The following is a 17,787-nucleotide window of genomic DNA, read 5'->3' as shown; positions in this document are numbered from 1 at the left end:
CCAACCCGGACCGGGCCCGCAGGAGGGGCAGCGACACTGCGGGACATGTCCCGTCCCCCGCGCCGTCCCCGCCCCGGCTACCCGGCCGTGCCCCTGCTCCTGCTGCTCGTCGGGGCGCTGCTCTTGGGCTCCGGTGTATGGCAGTCGGGACAATCCCTGCGGGCGGCGCGCTGGCCGGTGGCGACCGGCACGGTCACGCGGGCGCAGGCCGTGCCAGCGGGCCGTTTCGCAGACCGGCGCGGCTGGCGGCCCGAGGTGAACTACACCTACCGCGCCAGTGGGCAGATGTACAGCGGCGAGCGACTTAACTTCTTCCAATTGAACCCCACCTCCCTGAGGAGCGCGCGGCGGGTGCTGGCGCAGTACCCGGTGGGGCAATCGGTCCCCGTGCGTTACGATCCCCGGCAGCCGTCCCGCAGCGTGCTGCAGGTGGGCCTGGGCCTGTCCTGGCCGCTGTGGCTGCTGGGCCCGGCCTCGCTGGTGCTGGGCGGCGCGGTCCTGTGGGCTGGGCGCGGCGGTGAACGGTGGGGCGGGCAGACGTGGCTGCCGAAGTGAGCGGTCAGCCCACACTGAACGCTCCGTCACGTTCTCACCGGCCCGGCTGGTACGCTGCGCGCATGACCCGGTTCCTTCCCCTGCTGGCCGCCCTGACCCTCACCGCGCCTGCCTCTGCCGCCGTGGCGTGGGCCGGGGCGGACGCCACGACGGGCGGCTTCGGCGTGCACGCGGGCGCGGCGCTGCTGCCCGTCCCCTTCGTCGGCACGGTGGGCCTCGAGGGCAGCGCCGAGCGGCCCTGGCGCGTCACGGACACCTCGGCGAACCGGGTGGCGCTGGGCCTGACGCTGCGGGACCTGAACATTCCCCTGTCGAAGGTGGACGCGTTCGCCACGCTGGGCGGGCAGGCCCTGCTGCCCTCAAACGGCGGGGGCAACGTGTACGCGCTCTACGGCGAGGCGGGACTGCGCGGGCCGGTGTTCGGCCCGGCGGGCTGGCGCGCCTTCGTGCGCGGCACGAGTGCCGGGACTGTCGGGGCCGGCCTGGGACTGGAACTGCGCTTCTGACGTTCGGCAGGGGAGCAGGGGCGCCCTTAAACTCGGGTGCCCCTGCTCCTGACCGTCCTCAGTCGCCGCTGGTGTCGTCTCGCTCCGGGTCCTTCTGACGGTTGGGTTCGCCGTGCTCCACGCCGATGTCGGGGTTGCCGGGGCTGTCCTGCACCACGCCACGGTCGTCGTAGTCGGCGGGGATGTGGCGCAGGCTCTCGGCGTCGCTGTGGTCGTGCTGGGGTTCGTCGCGGGTTTCGTCGCTGGTGTGTCCGGTGCCGGTCATGGGGCACAGCGTAGGGGCGTGGGGGTCGGGCTGCGTGTGGGGTGGGTCAAGGGGGCTTGATGCGCCGTGGAATGCTTCCAGAAGGAGCGGCGTGTGCCGTGTCGGCCCTTGGTCAGAAAATGAGCGTCGTGCCCGACATTTTCAGCCTGTTCGGACCGGAGGTCATGACCTCGGCCTCTCCCCCATCCCGGTTTGGAAGCGCTACAATTTCCACACCAATGAAAAGACTGGCGACCCTCCTGACGGTCGCGCTGTCTGCTTCGGCAGCGGCGCAGACAACCCTGCCTGCCGACACCGCGCGGGTGCACTACCAGCGCGCGGACGGCGCCTACGCGGGCTGGGGCCTGCACGTGTGGGAAGACACCACCGTCCAGGTCGCCTGGGACAAGCCCCTCGCCCAGAGCGGGAAGGACGACTTCGGCACCTACTTCGACATTCCCCTGAAACCGGGCGCGCAGAAGCTGGGCTTCATCGTGCACAAGGGCGACACCAAGGACGCCGACAGGGACCTGTGGTTCGACCTGAGCCGCGGCCGCGAACTGTTCCTGAAGTCCGGCAGCCTGAACGTCGCGTACACGAAGGCCGGGCCGTTCACGGTGGACGCCAGCCAGGCGCCCGTCGCGCAGGCCGCTGCGCCCGCAGCCACCGCGCCTGCCGCGACACCGGCGGCCAGCAGCAGCGCGCAACCCATCCCGAAGAACGTCCTGCGCGTGCGCTACGTGCGCCCGGACGGCAAGTACGACGGCTGGGGCCTGCACGCCTGGGAGGACACCACCGCCCAGGTCGAGTGGAGTAAACCCCTGACGCCCACGGGGGTGGACGCGGGCGGCGCGTACTGGGACGTCCCGCTGAAAGACGGCGCGGCGAAGATCGGCTTCCTCGTGCACAAGGGCGACGAGAAGGACCCGGGCGCCGACATGTTCGCCGACCTGAGCAAGGGCAACGAGGTGACCGTCACGAGCGGGAAGGCCGAGTTCGCGTACGGCGCGCCTGCCGTGCTCAGCGACCCGCCTGTTCCGGCGGGCGTGGCCCGTATCAACTACTACCGCCCGGACGGCAAGTACGACGGCTGGGGCCTGCACGCCTGGGAGGACACGACCGCCCAGGTCGCCTGGGATAAGCCCCTGACGCCCACGGGCACGAATTCGTTCGGCGTGTACTGGGACGTGCCCATGAAGACGGACTGGAAGAAACTGGGGTTCATTGTGCATAACGGCGACAACAAGGATCCGGGTGCGGATCAGGTGCTGACGAGTGAGATGGGCAATCAGGCGTGGATCGTGAGCGGCAGCGCGACGGTGAATACCACCCGCCCCGACACGAGCCTGCGCACGGTGGGCGACCTGACGCGCCAGCAGGCGGTCATGCTGTCGCGCGACCTGATCGCCGTGAAGCCGGAGTTCGTGCAACCGGGCGCGCTGCTGACCCTGCACGCCGCGCGCGCCGGCGGCCTGAAGCTGACAGGGGCGGGTGTGGACGGCGGCGACACCCTGACGCTGGAGGAGGTCGAGGGGGGCCTGAGCGCCGCCCTGAAGGCGAAGGCGCCGTACCTGAGCGGCTACGCGCTGCTGCGCGTGCGTGCCGAGGACGCCGCCCGCGTCGGGGCCGCGTTGCAGGGGCAGGTGGCGGTGAGCAGCGTCATGCCGGACGGCACGGTGCTGGACGCGACCGGCGTGCAGACCGCCTGGGCGCTGGACGACCTGTACGCGTACGACGGCGCGCTGGGCGCGCAGTGGCAGGGCAACATCCCGACGCTGCGCCTGTGGGCCCCGACCGCGCAGGACGTCAAATTACGCCTGACCGTGCCCGGCGGCCAGGAAACAGTCCTGCCCATGACCCGTGACGCGAAGGGCGTCTGGACCGCGAATGGCGCACAGAACTGGCGCGGCGCCGCCTACCGGTACGAGGTGAAGGTGTACGCGCCCAGCACCGGGAAGGTCGAGACGAACCTCGTGACCGACCCGTACTCGGTGGCGCTGACGCGGAACAGCACCCGCTCGGTCCTGCTGGACCTGAACGACCCGGCCACCAAACCCCAGGCCTGGGACGCCCTGAAGAAACCGGCGCTGCGGTCGGCGGGCGACCTGAGCTTCTACGAGCTGCACCTGCGCGACTTCAGCGCCGCCGACAGCACCGTCCCGGCGGCGCAGCGCGGCACATACCTCGCCTTCACGCTGCCCGGCAGTGACGGCGTCAAGCACCTGAAGGCCCTGGCCGACGCGGGTCTGAAGGCCGTGCACCTGCTGCCCACCTTCGACATCGCCACGATCAGCGAGGACAGGGCCGCGTGGAAGTCTCCCGGTGACCTGGGCAAGTTCGCGCCGAACAGCGACGAGCAGCAGAAGGCCATCGGCGCCGTGAAGGATCAGGACGCCTACAACTGGGGCTACGACCCGTATCACTACATGGTGCCCGAGGGGAGTTACGCCGTGAACCCCGACCAGCGGACCCTGGAGTACCGCCGCATGGTCGCCGCGCTGAACGGCATGGGTCTGCGCGTCGTGCAGGACGTGGTGTTCAACCACACCGCCGCCAGCGGGCAGGCGGACCGCAGCGTGCTGGACCGGATCGTGCCCGGCTACTATCACCGCCTGAACGTGAACGGCGGCGTGGAGAACAGCACCTGCTGCTCGAACACCGCCACCGAGCACGTCATGATGCGCAAGCTGATGGTGGACACGCTGGTCCTGATGGCCAGGGCCTACAAGGTGGACGGCTTCCGCTTCGACCTGATGGGCCACCACATGGTCACGGACATGCAGGCGGCCCGCAAGGCGCTGGACGCCCTGACCGTGCAGAAGGACGGGGTGGACGGCAAGAGCATCTACCTCTACGGCGAGGGCTGGGACTTCGGCGAGGTGCAGGGCAACAGGCGCGGCACGAACGCCACGCAACTGAACCTGTTCGGGCAGGGCATCGGGACCTTCAACGACCGCCTGCGTGACGCAGTGCGCGGCGGCAGCCCCTTCGGCGGCCTGCAGGAGCAGGGCTTCGCCACCGGGCTGTTCGTGCTGCCCAACGGCCAGCCCGTGAACGCGGACAGGGCCAAGGCGCTGCGTCTGGCGGATCAGGTGCGGATCGGCCTGACCGGCAACCTGCGCGACTACCGCTTCACGGACGCGACCGGTAAGACCGTGAAGGGCTCCGAGATCGGCTATAACGGCGCGCCCGCCGGGTACGCCGCCAGCCCCCGCGAGGCGATCACGTACGTCAGCGCGCACGACAACCAGACGCTGTTCGACGCGATCCTCCTGAAAGCCCCCGCCAGCGCCACCCCGGCCCAGCGGACCCGCATGCAGAACGTCGCGAACAGCGTCGTGCTGCTCGGGCAGGGCCTGCCGTTCAGTTACGCCGGGGACGAGATGCTGCGCTCCAAGAGCTTCGACACCGACAGCTACAACAGCGGCGACTGGTTCAACACGCTGGACTACACCGGCAAGAGCAACGGCTTCGGGAAGGGCCTGCCGCCCGCCGAGAAGAACGCCGCGAACTGGGACCTGTACCGCGGCCTGCTGGGGAACGCCGCCCTGAAGGTCAGCTCGACTGACGTGAAGCGCGCCTTCGACCACTACCAGGAGATGCTGCGCGTCCGGTACTCCAGCACGCTGTTCCGCATGGAGACCGGGGCGCAGGTGCAGCAGGGCCTGACGTTCCTGAACGTGGGACCGCAGCAGCAGGCGGGCGTGATCGCCATGAAACTCAGCGGCGCCGTGAGCCCCACCAACCCCTACCGCAACGTGGTCGTCGTGTTCAACGCCACCGGCCAGAGCGTGACCCTCAATGACGCGGCCCTCGCGGGCCTGAACCTCAGCCTGCACCCCGCGCTGGCGGCGGGCACCGACGCGACCGTCAAGGGCAGCCGCGCCGCTGGCAACAGCGTGACGGTGCCCGCCCTGACGACCGCCGTGTTCGTCGGGAAGTAAACCCGCACCGGACAGGGGGCCGCCGGGCGACCGGGCGGCCCCCACCCGTTCATCCCCTCGCGTACACTGGACGTCCACTCATGCAGACCATCGAGAACCAGACCTTCACCAAGAAACGCATCGAACTGGACGGCACCCAGTTCCAGAACTGCACGTTCGTCGAATGCCTCCTCGTGTACAAGGGAACGGACGGCACCGCCATGAACGGCTGCCAGCTGGACAACACCGGCTTCGCGTTCGAGGGGAACGCCGCGAAGACCATCGAACTGCTCGCCGCGATGCACAAGGGCGGCTTCGCGGAACTCGTGGAGGCGACCATCGCCACCATCCGCGGTGAGGAAGTTCAGCAGCCCGGCACCGCGCAGGCCTGAGCCACTCCTCTGGCGGGCGGCTGCCACGGTGGGCGCCGCCCGTTTCCTTTGGCGGTATGCTGCCGCGCGTGACCCAGTTCCCGCTGCCCGTGATTCTCGATGGTGACCCTGGCCTGGACGACGCGGTGGCGTGGCTGCTCGCGCTGGGCAGTCCGGAGGACCTGCGGGTGCTGGGCGTGACGACCGTGCACGGCAACGTCTCGCTGGACCGCACGACCCGCAACGCCGGGGTGACGCTGGCCCTGGCGGGCGCGGCAGCGGATGGGGTGGGCGTGTACGTGGGCGCGGACCGCCCGCTCGTGCGCCCGGCGCTGACGGCGGCAGCCGTGCACGGGGACTCGGGACTGCCCGCCGAGGGCCTGCCGGACCCGGCCCGAGCCCCTGAGGCCGAGCACGCCGTGGACTTCATCGTCCGCACGGTGCGCGCCATGCCGGGCGAGGTGACCCTGATTCCCACCGGCCCGCTGACGAACGTGGCGCTGGCGCTGCGGCTGGCGCCGGACATCGCACCGCTGATCCGAGAGGTCGTGTGGATGGGTGGCAGCACCGCGCAGGGCAACCGCACGCCCGCCGCCGAGTTCAACGCGCTGGCCGACCCGCACGCCGCGCACGTGATGTTCACCAGTGGGGTGCCGCTGCGCATGGTGGGCCTGAACGTGACCATGCAGGCGGTCGCGGGGCCGGACCGCATCGCGGCGCTGCGCGCCCTGGGCACCCGCGCGGGAGAGGCCTGCGCCGAGCTGCTCACCTTCTACGCGGACGTGTACCGCCGCCGCTACGGCCTGGACGGCGGGGCGCTCCACGACCCGCTGGCGGTGGCCGCCGCGATCCGCCCGGACCTGCTGGACTGGCAGGCCATGCCCGTCAGCGTGGAGATCACCGAGGGCCTGAACGTGGGCCGCACCGTCTGCGACCTGTACGGCGTGACCGGGCAGGTCCCGAACGTGCGGGTGGCGGTGGGCGTGCGGGACGCGGAATTCTTCGACCTGCTGCTGGAGCGGGTGGGCCGCCTGCCCTGATCAGGACCGGATGACGTGCTGGAGGGGTTCCTCGTCGGGCGTCAGTGGTTCGAAGCGCGGCAGGAACAGCTCGAAGGTGGTGGGCGCGACGAAATGCGCGCCCGCCTCTTCGTTGCGCGCCGCGATCCGTTCCCGCGCGGTGGCCGGGTCGAAGGGCAGGACATGCAGGGTCAGCGGCACGCCCAGGGCGGCGGCCTGCGCGCGCAGTTCGTCGCGGCTGACGCGGGTCCACAGGCCCTCGTCGAGGATGACCGGGACGCCCAGCGTGACGGCCCGCGTCCACTGCGCGTGCATGAGGGACCGCACGCGGTCCAGCAGGATCGGGTACTCGTCGGCGGGCGGGTCGGCACCGTACAGGGTGGTCATCCACTCGTCGGGCGTGAAGCGCAGCGCGCCCAACTGCGTTTCCAGCCTGCGCGCCAGTGTGGTCTTGCCGCTGCCGATGAAGCCGTGCAGGGCGTGAATGGCCCTCACTCCGGTCCGTCCGTGACGTGCAGCGCGACCTCGTGTGCCTCGGGAAGCAGGTAGGCGCGCAGCGTGCCGCCCTGCAGGTCGGCGATCAGGTACGGCACGTCGTACGCGGCCAGCCGGGTGTCGGTGCGGCTGGGCCGGTCCGGACCGCGCGGGTGGCTGTGGTACAGGCCCACGAGGTCCAGGTCCTCGGCGCGCATGGCTTTCAGGGCGCGCAGCAGGTACGTTGGGTCGGCGAGGTACTCGCGGGTGGGGTCCGGCGCGATGTTCGGCAGGGGGTACAGGGTGTGCACGCACCAGGTTTCGCCGTGCTGGACGCCGCCCAGGGCACCCACGACCTCGTGGCGGGGGTGGGTGCGGGCGTGCTGCCAGAGGGCCGCGTGCAGCGCGGCGGGAAGATGCAGGGGCACGCCGGGCATTCTGGCATGACCCACGCCGGGGGCATAGGGGTCGAAATGCCGTGCTGGTGCGGAATTGCGCCTGATTTTGGAGTACACTGCGCGGCATGGCGAAGGCGCGTTCGAGGGGTGCAGCTCCGGTCAGCCGGTTCGACGGAGAGGCCCTGGGCCTGGTGCTGTTCGCGCTTGGGATCTTCCTGGGCGTGACGGTGTTCATGGAGCCGGCGCAGCCCGGGTCGGAGTCGTTCATGGGGCAGGCGCGGGCGCTGCTGGTGGGCTGGCTGGGCTGGGCGGCGACGCTGCTGCCGGTGGTGCCGGTGGCGTACGGGACACTGGTGTTCCTGAACCGCGACGTGACGAACCTGACGCGGCGCGTGCTGGGCGGCGTGGTGGTCGTGCTGTCCCTGCTGGCCCTGCACGAGGTGGCGCAGCCGGGGCAGGCGGGGCAGCTGGCGGGACTGGCGATGCACCCGCTGGTGAGCACGCTGAGTTACGCGGCGGCGCTGCTGCCGCTGCTCACGCTGACGCTGGGCGTGGAGGTGATGCTGCGCCTGTCCCCGCTGTCGCTCCTCAAGGGGTTCTTCCGGTCGCTGAGCGTGCTGCTGGGGGGCGGCGCGGCGCAGGTGCAGGGCGTGATTGAATCGCGCCAGGAGGGCCGCGACGCCGCGCGCGCGCGGGTCGGGGCGCGGCAGGGGCTGGCGAACCTGCAACGCGAGGTCGAGGGCCTGCGCCGCCTCTACCCGCAGGCGCCGGAACTGTCCGGTCTGCACGACGAGCTGCGCGCGGCGGGCCGGGACGTGCGCTCGCTGGACGAGGCGGGCCTGAAGAACCTGGACCGGGAGCTGGTCGCGTGGCGCGAGGTGGCGCGGACCTTCGTGGGGAACGCCGCGCGGGACCTGCGGGCCGCCGTGGGCGCCGAGGCCCCCGAGGCGGGCGCGCAGGTCGAGGCGGTGGCGAACGAGCTGCGCGCCGGGCGGCACGACCTGAGCGCCGAGCTGCCGAGCACCATGGCGAGCGCGGCGCTGGAGCGGCTGCGCCGGGCGCTCGTGCTGGAGGTTCAGCGGCTGGCGCAGCGGGCCGGGCGGCTGGAACGCGACCGCAAGGCCGCCGAGAAGGCGCTGGGGAAACCGGACGCGGGCATGCTGACGCGCGAACTGCCCGCGCACACAGGCCGCGCCTGCGAGTGGGCGGAACTCGCCGAGGAGTTCACGGCGTGGCGAGCCCGCGCGGCGGCGTACGTCGGCTGGCCGGAACTGGCCGCCGCGTTCGACCGCGCGCCGACCGAGCTGGCCGAATCGCTCGCGGAGGCGCTGGGTGCCGACCCAGACGCGGTGATGGCCGATCCGTCCGGGTGGCGCTCACAGCTGGCCCGCGCGCAGGACGACGCCCGCCGCCGCGCCGAGGCGCTGGCCGCGCAGCCCGTCCCGGAGGCCGCGCCCGCGCTGCCCACCCTGGATTTCGATTTCGGCGCGCCGCTGACCGCTGCCGCCCCGGCCGTGGCGACGTCGCCCCTCTGGACGCCCCCCGCTCGGTCGGCCGCAGTGGCGGTTGCCCCGGCCCCGGCGTATATGGGGACGGCCCCCGACCTCTCCCCTGCCCCGATTTCGGCCCCGCTGGCTGCCCCGGCGGCGGCGCTGGACTGGGACGCGACGCCGCTCCCCCCGGCGACGGTTGCGTCCACTCCGGTGGCGCCCATGCATACCCCGATTGCGCCCACCCCGGCGGTGACCCTGCCGCCCACGCCGCAGCGCGCCGCGCCCGCCTACACGCCGGAGGTACGGCCCGATCCGGTCGTGCCGGGCCTGGAGGACGCGCCGGACGGCATGGATCCCTTCAGCGGCTGGGATGACGACGACCTGCCGTTCGGCCCGGCGCCCACGACCCCGGCCGTCCCGGCAGCCGCCACCCCCGTCCGGGCGGCCGCGGCGGCCCCCTGGGACAGCCCGCAGCCGGAACGCCGCACGCCGCCCCCCCCGCAGACTCCCTCGGCACCGATGCCACTGTTCACGGGTGAGGCGACTCCACGCCCGGTGCAGGGCGCGCTGCCGCTGGCCCGCCCGGACGAGGCGCTGCTGGACCCGATTCCCGGGGCGGCGCTGAACACCGAGGCGCTGGACATCTCGGCGCGGCAGCGGGCCGGGCTGATCGACGAGACGCTGCGGCACTTCAACCTGCAGGCGCGTGTGGTGGACTACGCGCGCGGCCCGACCGTCACCCGCTACGAGATCGAACCGGCGCCGGGTGAGAAGATCAGCCGCATCGCGGGCCTGTCGAACGATCTGGCGCGGGCGCTGGCGGTGGGGGGCGTGCGTATCGAGGCGCCGGTGCCGGGCAAGAGCGTGATCGGCCTGGAGGTGCCCAACGCCGAGCGTGAGCCGATCACGTTCCATCAGGCGGCGGCCGCGCCGAGTTTCAAGGGCTCGCGGGCGAAACTGCCGATCATCCTCGGCAAGAGCATCGACGGCGAGATGATGGTCGGGGACCTCGCGAAGATGCCGCACCTGCTCGTGGCGGGCAGTACTGGCAGCGGGAAGTCGGTGTGCGTGAACACGCTGATCACCAGCCTGCTGTTCAAGTACCTGCCGACCGAGCTGCGCTTCCTGATGATCGACCCGAAGATGGTGGAGCTCACGCCGTACGACGGGATTCCGCATCTGGTGCGGGCGGTCGTGACGAACCCGGTGGACGCGGCGGGCGTGCTGCTGGGCGCCGTGGCGCACATGGAGCGGCGCTACAAGATGATGTCGCAGGTGGGCGCGAAGAACCTCGAGCAGTTCAACGCGAAGATGCGCCAGGTGGGCGAACCGGAACTGCCGCATTTGGTGATCATCATCGACGAGCTGGCCGACCTGATGATCACCAGCCCCAAGGAGGTCGAGTCGGCGATCATGCGCCTGGCGCAGATGGCCCGCGCGACCGGGATGCACCTGGTGCTGGCGACGCAGCGGCCCAGCGTGGACATCCTCACCAGCCTGATCAAGGTGAACGTCCCGGCGCGCATCGCGTTCGCGGTGAGCAGCAGCCACGACAGCCGCACGATCCTGGACGCGCTGGGCGCCGAGCGCCTGACCGGCATGGGCGACATGCTGTTCTACCAGCCGGGCCTCGTGAAACCGATCCGCCTGCAGGGGCCGTACATCAGCGAGGTGGAGTCCGCCCGCATCGCCGACGAGCTGCGCCGTCAGGTGTTCGAGGACGCGTTCGTGGAGGCGTACGGCACGGACTTCGAGGGGGGCGTGGAGGCCAGCGGGCCCAGCGGTGACAAGTCGAACATGGACTTCAGTGATCCGCTGCTGCGGCAGGCGGCGCAGATCGCCATCGAGGAGGGTCAGGGCAGCGTGTCGCGCCTGCAACGGCGTCTGTCGGTCGGGCATGCGCGCGCCGGGAAGCTGATGGACATGCTAGAGGCGATGGGTATCGTGAGCAAGCATCAGGGCAGCAAGCCGCGTGAGGTGCTGGTCACTGAGGCGGATCTGCCGGAGTATTTCGGGAAGTGAACCCCGGCCTGTTGATCAACGGAATCTCAAGGTTCTGAACTGTGAATGAGAGTGGCCCCAATGTCGGGGCCATTTTTATTTAGTTGACCTGCAAGATTGCTTCCAAAAGTTGCTTTTCGTGGCTTCGTGGTGAAGATTGTTTGACGGTAACCCGCAGTTCAATATCCATTTCCCGAGGTGATCTCATGAAGAAGCACACTGGTCTGCTCACCCTGAGCCTGATGCTCGTCACTCCCGCCCTGGCCGGTGGGGCCGGCGCGCCCGCCACCCCCCGCCCCGCCGCGGCCTGCAAGAGCATCGCGCAGATCGTCACGACCGACCCGAACTTCAGCACCCTGGCAACCGCCGTCGAGGCCGCCGGTCTGTCGCAGACGCTCATGAGTGGGCAGTACACGGTGTTCGCCCCGACGAACGCCGCGTTCGCCAAACTGCCCAGCGACGCGCTGGCCGCCGCGCTGAACGACCCGGCGCTGCTGCGCTCGATCCTGCTGTACCACGTGGTGCCCGGCAAGGTGACCGCCAAGCAGGTCATGGGGCTGTCCTCCGCGAAGACTGCGCAGGGCGGCAGCGTGCTGATCAACGTGATGGGCGGCAAGGTCATGATCGACAACGCCACCGTCACCAAGGCCGACGTGATGGCCTGTAACGGCATCGTGCACGTGGTCGACACGGTCCTGATGCCCGCCATGGCCGCCGCGCCCGCCCCGGCCCCCGCCACCGTGACGGTCACGACGCCCGCCCCGGCGCCCGCGCCTGCCAGCACGGCGCCCGCCGCGACCGACATCATGGCCATTCCCGCGATGCCCGTCGGCATGAGCGGCACGACCACGACCACCACCACGACGACCACGACGACCGACACCACCACCGCGACCACCGACACGGCCGTCAGCAGCAACACCGTATACGACCTGATCACCACCGACGAGCGCTTCAGCACCCTGCGTGACCTGCTCAGCGACGCCGAACTGAACGACGTGCTGATCAGCAACGAGTTCACGGTCTTCGCGCCCACCAACGAGGCGTTCGCCGCTGTGGACGCCGACACCCTGGCCCTGATTGCCAGCGACCCCGAGACCCTCAAGGCCGTCCTGACGTACCACGTGGTGCCCGGCAAGGTCACAGCCGATCAGGTCGCCGCCGCCACGCAGCTGCGCAGCGTGCAGGGCGCCAGCCTGAACTTCAAGCTCGACGGCACCACCCAGATGGTGAACGAGGCCATGGTGGACGGCGCGGGCCTGGAAGCCAGCAACGGCTTCATCTACGCCATCAACCAGGTGCTGCTGCCGCCCGATCTGGTGCTGCCCACCGCAACCGTCGAGACGACCGTGACCACCCCGACCGTCACCGTGACGCTGCCCGCCGCGCAGTCCGGCGCGAACATCACCGAGGTGCTGTCCCAGCCGCAGTTCAGCACGCTGCTGAGCCTGGTGCAGAGGGCGGGTCTGGTCGACGCGCTGGTCGCGGGTGACGTGACCATCTTCGCGCCCACCAACGACGCGTTCGCCAAGGTGCCCCAGGCAACCCTGGACACCCTGATGGCCGACATGGACAAGCTCAAGCAGGTGCTGCTGTTCCACGTGGTCACCGGCCGCGTCATCGACGAGGGCCTGAACGTCACGCAGCTGCGCTCCATGGAAGGCAGCAGCATCGACCTGATGGTCGAGGGCACCGGCTACAAGGTCGGCGTGCGCGGCGCGGACGGCATCATGGGCGGCATGGTCAGCAGCCGCGCGGACGCTGGGAACAGCGTGATCTACCCGATCGACTCCGTCCTCCTCCCCCCCACCCTGAAGTAAGTCATCCCGACCGAACGCCCCCTTCCCTTCTGGAGGGGGGTTTTGCTGCGCTGGCGTCGCGTCTCCCTGGGCTTGTACCGCAGGGAGGCTATCCCGGGCGGGTCAGGCGGGTTGCAGGTCCGGGTGACGCCGCAGGAAGTCGGTCCAGCTCGCGTCGGTGCGGGCAATGCCCTGGTGTTCCGTCCAGCTCCAGTACGGGGTGTAGAGGCTGCGGGCGGTGATGATCTCGTCGCGGAAGATGCGGGCGCTCAGGCCGGTGTTCAGCAGGCCGCTGGTCTGGAAGCGGCGCAGCACGCCGCTGCGGTCGTACGGAACGGCGCGCAGGGTGACCTGCCACCCGCCGGGCTGCGCGTCGAGGAGCAGGTACTGCGCGCGCGGGTCGCCGGTGGCGGGCGAGCCGACCGCGCCGGTGTTCAGGACCAGCGTGCCGGCGTGTTCGTGCTGCACGGGCCGGTGGATGTGCGAGCCGATCAGCAGGCCGTAGCGCCCGCCGCCAGGGGCAGCCGCGAGCTGGTCCAGCCGGGCCGGGTCGGTGCGGTCGCTGAGGCTCTCGCGGTAGTGGTCGCGGGTGCCGTGCGCGATCTGCACCGGGGGTAGGCCGCTCTCGTGCAGGTCCAGGGTCATGGGCCAGTCGGCGGGGACGTGCAGCAGGCCCGCGCGGTCCAGTTCCTGGGCACTCCAGGCGGTCGCGCCCCAGAACGGGTCGGCGTACCAGTCGGCAGGCAGGACGTCGCTGCGGGCGTGCCACAGGCGCAGCAGATCGTCGTGGTTGCCCAGCGTGAAGGTCACGTCCCGGTCCAGCAGCGTCTGCATGACCTGCACGGAGTCCGGGCCGCGGTTGACCACGTCGCCGTTCACGATCAGGCGCCCGGCGCCCTGGTCGTGGGCGTCGCGCAGCACGGCGTCCAGCGCGTCGGCGTTCCCGTGAATGTCGGCCAGGACAGCAATCCTCATCGGGCGGCATTCTAGGGCAGGGTGGGCCGCGCCACTGGAAGGCGCGGCCCACTTGCGTGCGGCGTCCGGGTCAGTTGCGGAAGATGACTTCCTCGCGGCCGAAGGACCGCAGGGCGAGCAGGCTGAACAGCGCGGTTCCGGCGAGGTTCCCGGCGATGGCCAGCGCGGCGTGGGCGGGTTCGCCGCTGCCCTTGACGGTATCCAGGATGGCGAGCATCCCGCCGATCAGCGGCGTGGCGTACAGCGCGGCGCTGGTGTTCAGGAAGTCCGCGAACTGCAGGGTGACGGCGGGCAGCACGACCAGCAGGTTGATGGGCGCGACGTACGTCTGCGCTTCCTTGAAGCTACGGGCGTAGATGCCGACCAGGATGAGCAGGCTGCTGATCAGCAACGCGGTGGTTGCGGCGACACCCAGCAGCGTCAGGACGCCGACCGCACTCAGGGTCAGCTGACCGCCCATCGCCTGCGTGAACGTGGCGACGTTGCCCGGGTTGGCACTCTGATAGGCGCGCATGATCAGGCCACTCAAAAGGAAGCCGATGACGCTGAATGCGGCGCTGGTCAGGGCGGTGGTGGCGGTGGCCAGGAGTTTCCCGGTGACGACCTCGGCGCGGCGCACGGGGGCGACGAGCAGACTTTCCAGGGTGCCGCGTTCCTTCTCGCCTGCGGTGGCGTCCAGCGCGGTGGCCAGGGCGCCCGCGAGGATGAACTGCATCATCAGCATGGGGATCAGGAAGGCCAGCTGCCCGCTGCGTTGCTCCTGGGCGCTGCTGGCGTCCACAGGCTGGATGCGGACGGGTTCGAGGGTGTCCGCGCCGAGGCCCAGCGTGCCCAGGCGGGCGGTGGCCAGCTGGCGGTTGTAGCCGTCCACGACGTCCTGAACCTTGCCGAACGCGCCGCTGCGGGCGCGGAGGTTGCTGAGTTTCGCGTACAGCTTCAGGGTGCCGGTGCCGTCCCCGGCGCGGGCGGGCAGGGGACCGCCGGGCTGGATGGCGGCCTCGACGGTGCCGTCCCGTACGGCCTTCAGCGGGTCCGTGACGGGCACGAGGTCCACCCCGGCGCGGGTGACGGTGCCGTCGGGGAGCGTCTCGTCGGTGGTCAGTGCGCGGCGCAGGCCATCGGGCAGGGTGCCGACCACGCCCAGCTGCTGCCGCGCCTGCTGCTGCCCGCCGATCAGGTTCCCCATCAGCAGCGGCAGGCCCAGCGTGAACAGCGGAATCAGGATCAGTGGCATCAGGATCGTGGCGCTCAGGGTGCGGCGGTCGCGCAGGGTGGTCAGGAGGTCGCGCGCGGCGATCTGCCAGACCATGCCGGGCCGCAGGCCGCCGCGCCGGGGGGCTCGCTCAGCGGGCATGGCTGGCCTCCGGACGCACGGCGTCTGGCCGCACGAGGGCAAAGAAGGCGCGTTCCAGGCTGCTCGCACCGGTGCGGGCCAGCACGTCAGGAATCGTGCCGACGTTCAGGAGGTTCCCCTCGTGCAGGATGGCGACGCGGTCGCAGACCTCCTCGACCTCGCTCATGACGTGCGTGGAGTACACGGTCAGGCGACCCGGCGCGCGGGTGGCGTGCACGAAATCCAGCAGGGTGCGCCGCGCGAAGATGTCCAGGCCACTGGCGGCCTCATCCAGGATCAGCACGGGCGGGTCGTGGATGACGGCGCGGGCGATCACGACCTTCTGCTTCATGCCGGTCGAGTACTCCCCGGCGCGGACGTCCAGTGTGCGGCCCAGTTCGAGTCGGTCGTTGAGGTCCGCGATGCGAGCGTCGGCCTGCGCGCGGGTCATTCCATACAGTGTGGCGAAGGACCGCAGCACCTCGCGGCCCGTGAGGCGGGCGGGGAGACCCATGCCGCCGTTCACGACGCCGACCGCGCGCCTCACCCCTTCCGGATCGTGGTGGATGTCGTGCCCGCCGACCACGGCCGTGCCGGAGGTCGGTTCGAGCAGTGTGGCGAGGATGCGCAGCAAGGTGGTCTTCCCGGCGCCGTTGGGACCGAGCAGCCCGAAGACCTCGCCGCTGTGGGCGTGCAGGGTGACGCCGCGCAGCGCCTGGTAGGCGCGGTAGGACTTGGTGACGTTCTGAATGTCGAGCATGGGCCTCCTGATCCCCCTGTCCGGGGGCACAGCGGGGAGTACGGGTCAGGTTCCGGTCAGGTTCCCATTCGCTCCCGCTGGCCGCGCTGAATCGATCAAGGTCAGTGCATGAGACGGATGTGAAATGCGGGAGAATCGCCGTCACTCACGGTATTTCGCGTTCAGGGACACAGGACGTCCATGAAAAGCAATCCCCCGATTGCTCATGCAAGATGAGAGAAAATCTGTAACAATAGGAAAGTTGCGCTAGAGGCCAGTTCCGGCCGCAAAGTTGCACTGCGTACAAGCCAGACGTCAACCAAGTGTCACGGACCAGTCACCCACACTTAACCCTGACTGCATCGCGTCCACCGGACCCACCTCCCTTTGCCGGGACTGGGACTGCCCCCGAACCGCCACAGTTCCGCACCGCTCCCGCCCAGACAGGGGCCAGCGGCGCACCGGAGGCCACATGTTCAATCCCCCCACCCTCGAAGACCTGCAGGAAACCCGCCGCGCCAACGAGAAGTTGGTCCTCAAGGCCCTGGAAAGCAAGCCCGAATGGGTCGAAACCGAACTGGCCAAGACGACCAGCCTGGCCCTGAGCCACCTGCGCGCCGCGCTGGCCAGCCTGCTCGACCAGGGCCGCGTGCGCCGCCTGCCCGGCACCGGTACCCGCGCCGTGTACGGCCTGGCCGACCCCGGTCTGGCCGATGTGCCCGCCACCCCCCTGACGGGCGACGCGAAGAAAGTCCGCGATTACCTTGAGGGCCGCGCCGACAGCGCCCTGTACATGAGCGATCAGCTGCGCATGACCCGCGAGGACGTCATGTCCGCCCTGAGCCTCCTGAATGCGCACGGCATGATCACCTGCACCTTCGTGGGCAGCCTCGTGATCTTCCGCCTGAAGGAGACCCAGGCGCTCGGGCAGGACGGCGCCGCCGCGCCCGAGAAGGCCACCGGCCGCAAGAAAGCCGTCGCCTGATCCCCAGCGCACGCACGCCCCCGCTCCGGCGGGGGTTTTTCGCGTCTACACCCGGCGCTACCTGATCAGCCTGACGGAACCTTCACCGAGGGTCTGGTATCCTGCCGGGCATGAAACTCGTGCTGGCTGTGATTCAGGATGCGGACGCGACCGCGCTGATCCGCGTGCTGTCCCAGAACGCCTTCGAGGTCACGAAGCTCGCCAGCACCGGTGGCTTCCTGCGCGAGGGCAACACCACTCTGATGATCGGCGTGTCCGACGAACGCCTCGACGAACTCAAGCGGCACGTGCAGCGCACCTGCCGCACCCGCACCCGCCTCGTGGCGCCCAGCGTCCCGATGGGCGAGCAGAACGAGGGTCTCGTGAACGACCCGGTCGAGGTGCCCGTGGGCGGCGCGGTGATGTTCGTCATGGGCGTGCAGGAATTCGTGAAGGTCTGAGCGGGTCAGGACGCGCGGGCCGGAGGCTGGGCGAGCACGGCCCCTCCGGCCCCGTGTCATTCCTGCTGACTGGGGTCTGGCGGGGGACCCTGTACACGGCGGGCAGCGTGCTGGTCTTCCTGGCGACGCTGCTGGTCCTGCGGGCCGGGGAGGCGTTCCGGCTGAGCGAGGCGTGGTTCAGCCCACAGGCCCTGTGGCGGAACCTGGAGGCCACCGGGCCTGACTTCATGCGCCTGGGCCTGCTGACCCTGCTGCCTGCCGCGCTCCTCGGTGGGCTGTTCGGCGGGTCGGCTCGCAGGGGGGCGGCCCGGCATGGCGTCGCGGCGCTGGTGATGGTGGTGCTACTGGGAGGCTGGTCGGCCATGGGTGTGGGGACGCTGACGCTACTGCCCGGAGCGCTGGCCGGGATAGCGCTGACCGCGCTGATCGGCAGTGTCTGGGGTGCGGTGCGACGACGCCACGCCAGGGTGCGCGGCTGACTGGCGTGACGGGTACGGTACGGTCTGGGCGGGCGTCACCCGGGAGAATGTGA

The 17,787-nt window shown here is 70.5% G+C and carries 16 protein-coding genes; 10 read left to right on the top strand and 6 right to left on the bottom strand.

The window, feature by feature from the left end; translation table 11 throughout:
• The first annotated feature begins 45 nt into the window (after positions 1–45).
• Positions 46–555 carry a DUF3592 domain-containing protein gene (locus SY84_RS15230; protein ID WP_046844714.1) on the top strand — a complete coding sequence of 170 codons (510 nt, stop codon included), beginning with the start codon at positions 46–48 and terminating at the stop codon, positions 553–555.
• A 62-nt stretch (positions 556–617) separates the two neighbouring features.
• Positions 618–1,061 (top strand): hypothetical protein, encoded by a 444-nt coding sequence (locus tag SY84_RS15225; RefSeq protein ID WP_046844713.1) that lies wholly within the window; start codon positions 618–620, stop codon positions 1,059–1,061.
• A gap of 58 nt (positions 1,062–1,119) precedes the next feature.
• Here SY84_RS15225 and SY84_RS15220 read toward each other — a convergent pair whose 3' ends face one another.
• A complete protein-coding gene (locus SY84_RS15220) occupies positions 1,120–1,326 on the bottom strand; it encodes a hypothetical protein (protein WP_046844712.1) in 207 nt (68 codons plus the stop codon).
• 218 nt (positions 1,327–1,544) lie between these two features.
• Here SY84_RS15220 and pulA point away from each other — a divergent pair, with 218 nt between their 5' ends.
• From pulA to SY84_RS15205, 3 genes are all read left to right on the top strand, one after another.
• A complete protein-coding gene (gene pulA / locus SY84_RS15215; RefSeq protein WP_052751202.1) occupies positions 1,545–5,249 on the top strand; it encodes a pullulanase-type alpha-1,6-glucosidase in 3,705 nt (1,234 codons plus the stop codon).
• Between the two features lie 80 nt (positions 5,250–5,329).
• The gene (locus tag SY84_RS15210) at positions 5,330–5,620 is read left to right on the top strand and encodes a hypothetical protein (protein ID WP_046844711.1); all 291 of its coding nucleotides are present in this window, start codon (positions 5,330–5,332) and stop codon (positions 5,618–5,620) included.
• A 68-nt stretch (positions 5,621–5,688) separates the two neighbouring features.
• On the top strand, positions 5,689–6,639 hold the full coding sequence (locus SY84_RS15205; RefSeq protein WP_419177406.1) for a nucleoside hydrolase: 951 nt from the start codon (positions 5,689–5,691) through the stop codon (positions 6,637–6,639).
• On the opposite strand, the gene SY84_RS16080 is transcribed toward SY84_RS15205, so the two are convergent.
• Positions 6,640–7,113, bottom strand: a complete 474-nt coding sequence (locus tag SY84_RS16080) for an AAA family ATPase (RefSeq protein WP_052751201.1) — start codon at positions 7,111–7,113, stop codon at positions 6,640–6,642.
• Positions 7,110–7,529 carry a Mov34/MPN/PAD-1 family protein gene (locus SY84_RS15195; RefSeq protein ID WP_046844709.1) on the bottom strand — a complete coding sequence of 140 codons (420 nt, stop codon included), beginning with the start codon at positions 7,527–7,529 and terminating at the stop codon, positions 7,110–7,112. Before SY84_RS15195 ends, SY84_RS16080 begins: the two co-directional genes overlap by 4 nt.
• A gap of 86 nt (positions 7,530–7,615) precedes the next feature.
• Between SY84_RS15195 and SY84_RS15190 the strand changes: the two genes are divergently transcribed.
• Both SY84_RS15190 and SY84_RS15185 read left to right on the top strand, forming a co-directional pair.
• Positions 7,616–11,005 (top strand): DNA translocase FtsK, encoded by a 3,390-nt coding sequence (locus tag SY84_RS15190; RefSeq protein ID WP_046844708.1) that lies wholly within the window; start codon positions 7,616–7,618, stop codon positions 11,003–11,005.
• 185 nt (positions 11,006–11,190) lie between these two features.
• Positions 11,191–12,804, top strand: coding sequence for a fasciclin domain-containing protein (locus tag SY84_RS15185; protein ID WP_046844707.1), 1,614 nt, complete (start codon positions 11,191–11,193; stop codon positions 12,802–12,804).
• 102 nt (positions 12,805–12,906) lie between these two features.
• Here the strand turns inward: SY84_RS15185 and SY84_RS15180 are convergent, their stop codons facing one another.
• The 3 genes from SY84_RS15180 to SY84_RS15170 all read right to left on the bottom strand — a co-directional run bounded on the left by SY84_RS15180 (position 12,907) and on the right by SY84_RS15170 (position 15,851).
• Positions 12,907–13,758 (bottom strand): metallophosphoesterase family protein, encoded by an 852-nt coding sequence (locus tag SY84_RS15180; RefSeq protein ID WP_046844706.1) that lies wholly within the window; start codon positions 13,756–13,758, stop codon positions 12,907–12,909.
• A 70-nt stretch (positions 13,759–13,828) separates the two neighbouring features.
• Positions 13,829–15,112 (bottom strand): ABC transporter permease subunit, encoded by a 1,284-nt coding sequence (locus SY84_RS15175; protein WP_245621357.1) that lies wholly within the window; start codon positions 15,110–15,112, stop codon positions 13,829–13,831.
• Complete coding sequence (locus SY84_RS15170; RefSeq protein WP_046844704.1) at positions 15,102–15,851, bottom strand: ATP-binding cassette domain-containing protein; 750 nt, start codon at positions 15,849–15,851, stop codon at positions 15,102–15,104. The genes SY84_RS15175 and SY84_RS15170 overlap by 11 nt, the downstream gene beginning before the upstream one ends.
• Before the next feature lie 451 nt (positions 15,852–16,302).
• Between SY84_RS15170 and SY84_RS15165 the strand changes: the two genes are divergently transcribed.
• From SY84_RS15165 to SY84_RS15155, 3 genes are all read left to right on the top strand, one after another.
• Positions 16,303–16,815, top strand: a complete 513-nt coding sequence (locus tag SY84_RS15165; RefSeq protein ID WP_046844703.1) for a transcriptional regulator — start codon at positions 16,303–16,305, stop codon at positions 16,813–16,815.
• Between the two features lie 110 nt (positions 16,816–16,925).
• A complete protein-coding gene (locus SY84_RS15160; protein ID WP_046844702.1) occupies positions 16,926–17,255 on the top strand; it encodes a cyclic-di-AMP receptor in 330 nt (109 codons plus the stop codon).
• Between the two features lie 107 nt (positions 17,256–17,362).
• Positions 17,363–17,734: a hypothetical protein gene (locus tag SY84_RS15155; protein ID WP_157883015.1), complete on the top strand. Its 372-nt coding sequence runs from the start codon at positions 17,363–17,365 to the stop codon at positions 17,732–17,734.
• The last annotated feature ends 53 nt before the right edge of the window (positions 17,735–17,787 follow it).

The sequence above is a fragment of the Deinococcus soli (ex Cha et al. 2016) genome (assembly GCF_001007995.1).
In the GTDB taxonomy this organism is placed as follows: Bacteria; Deinococcota; Deinococci; order Deinococcales; family Deinococcaceae; genus Deinococcus; species Deinococcus soli.
The sequence above is the reverse complement of the archived record's forward strand: the minus strand, read 5'-3'. Positions and strand labels throughout refer to the sequence as shown.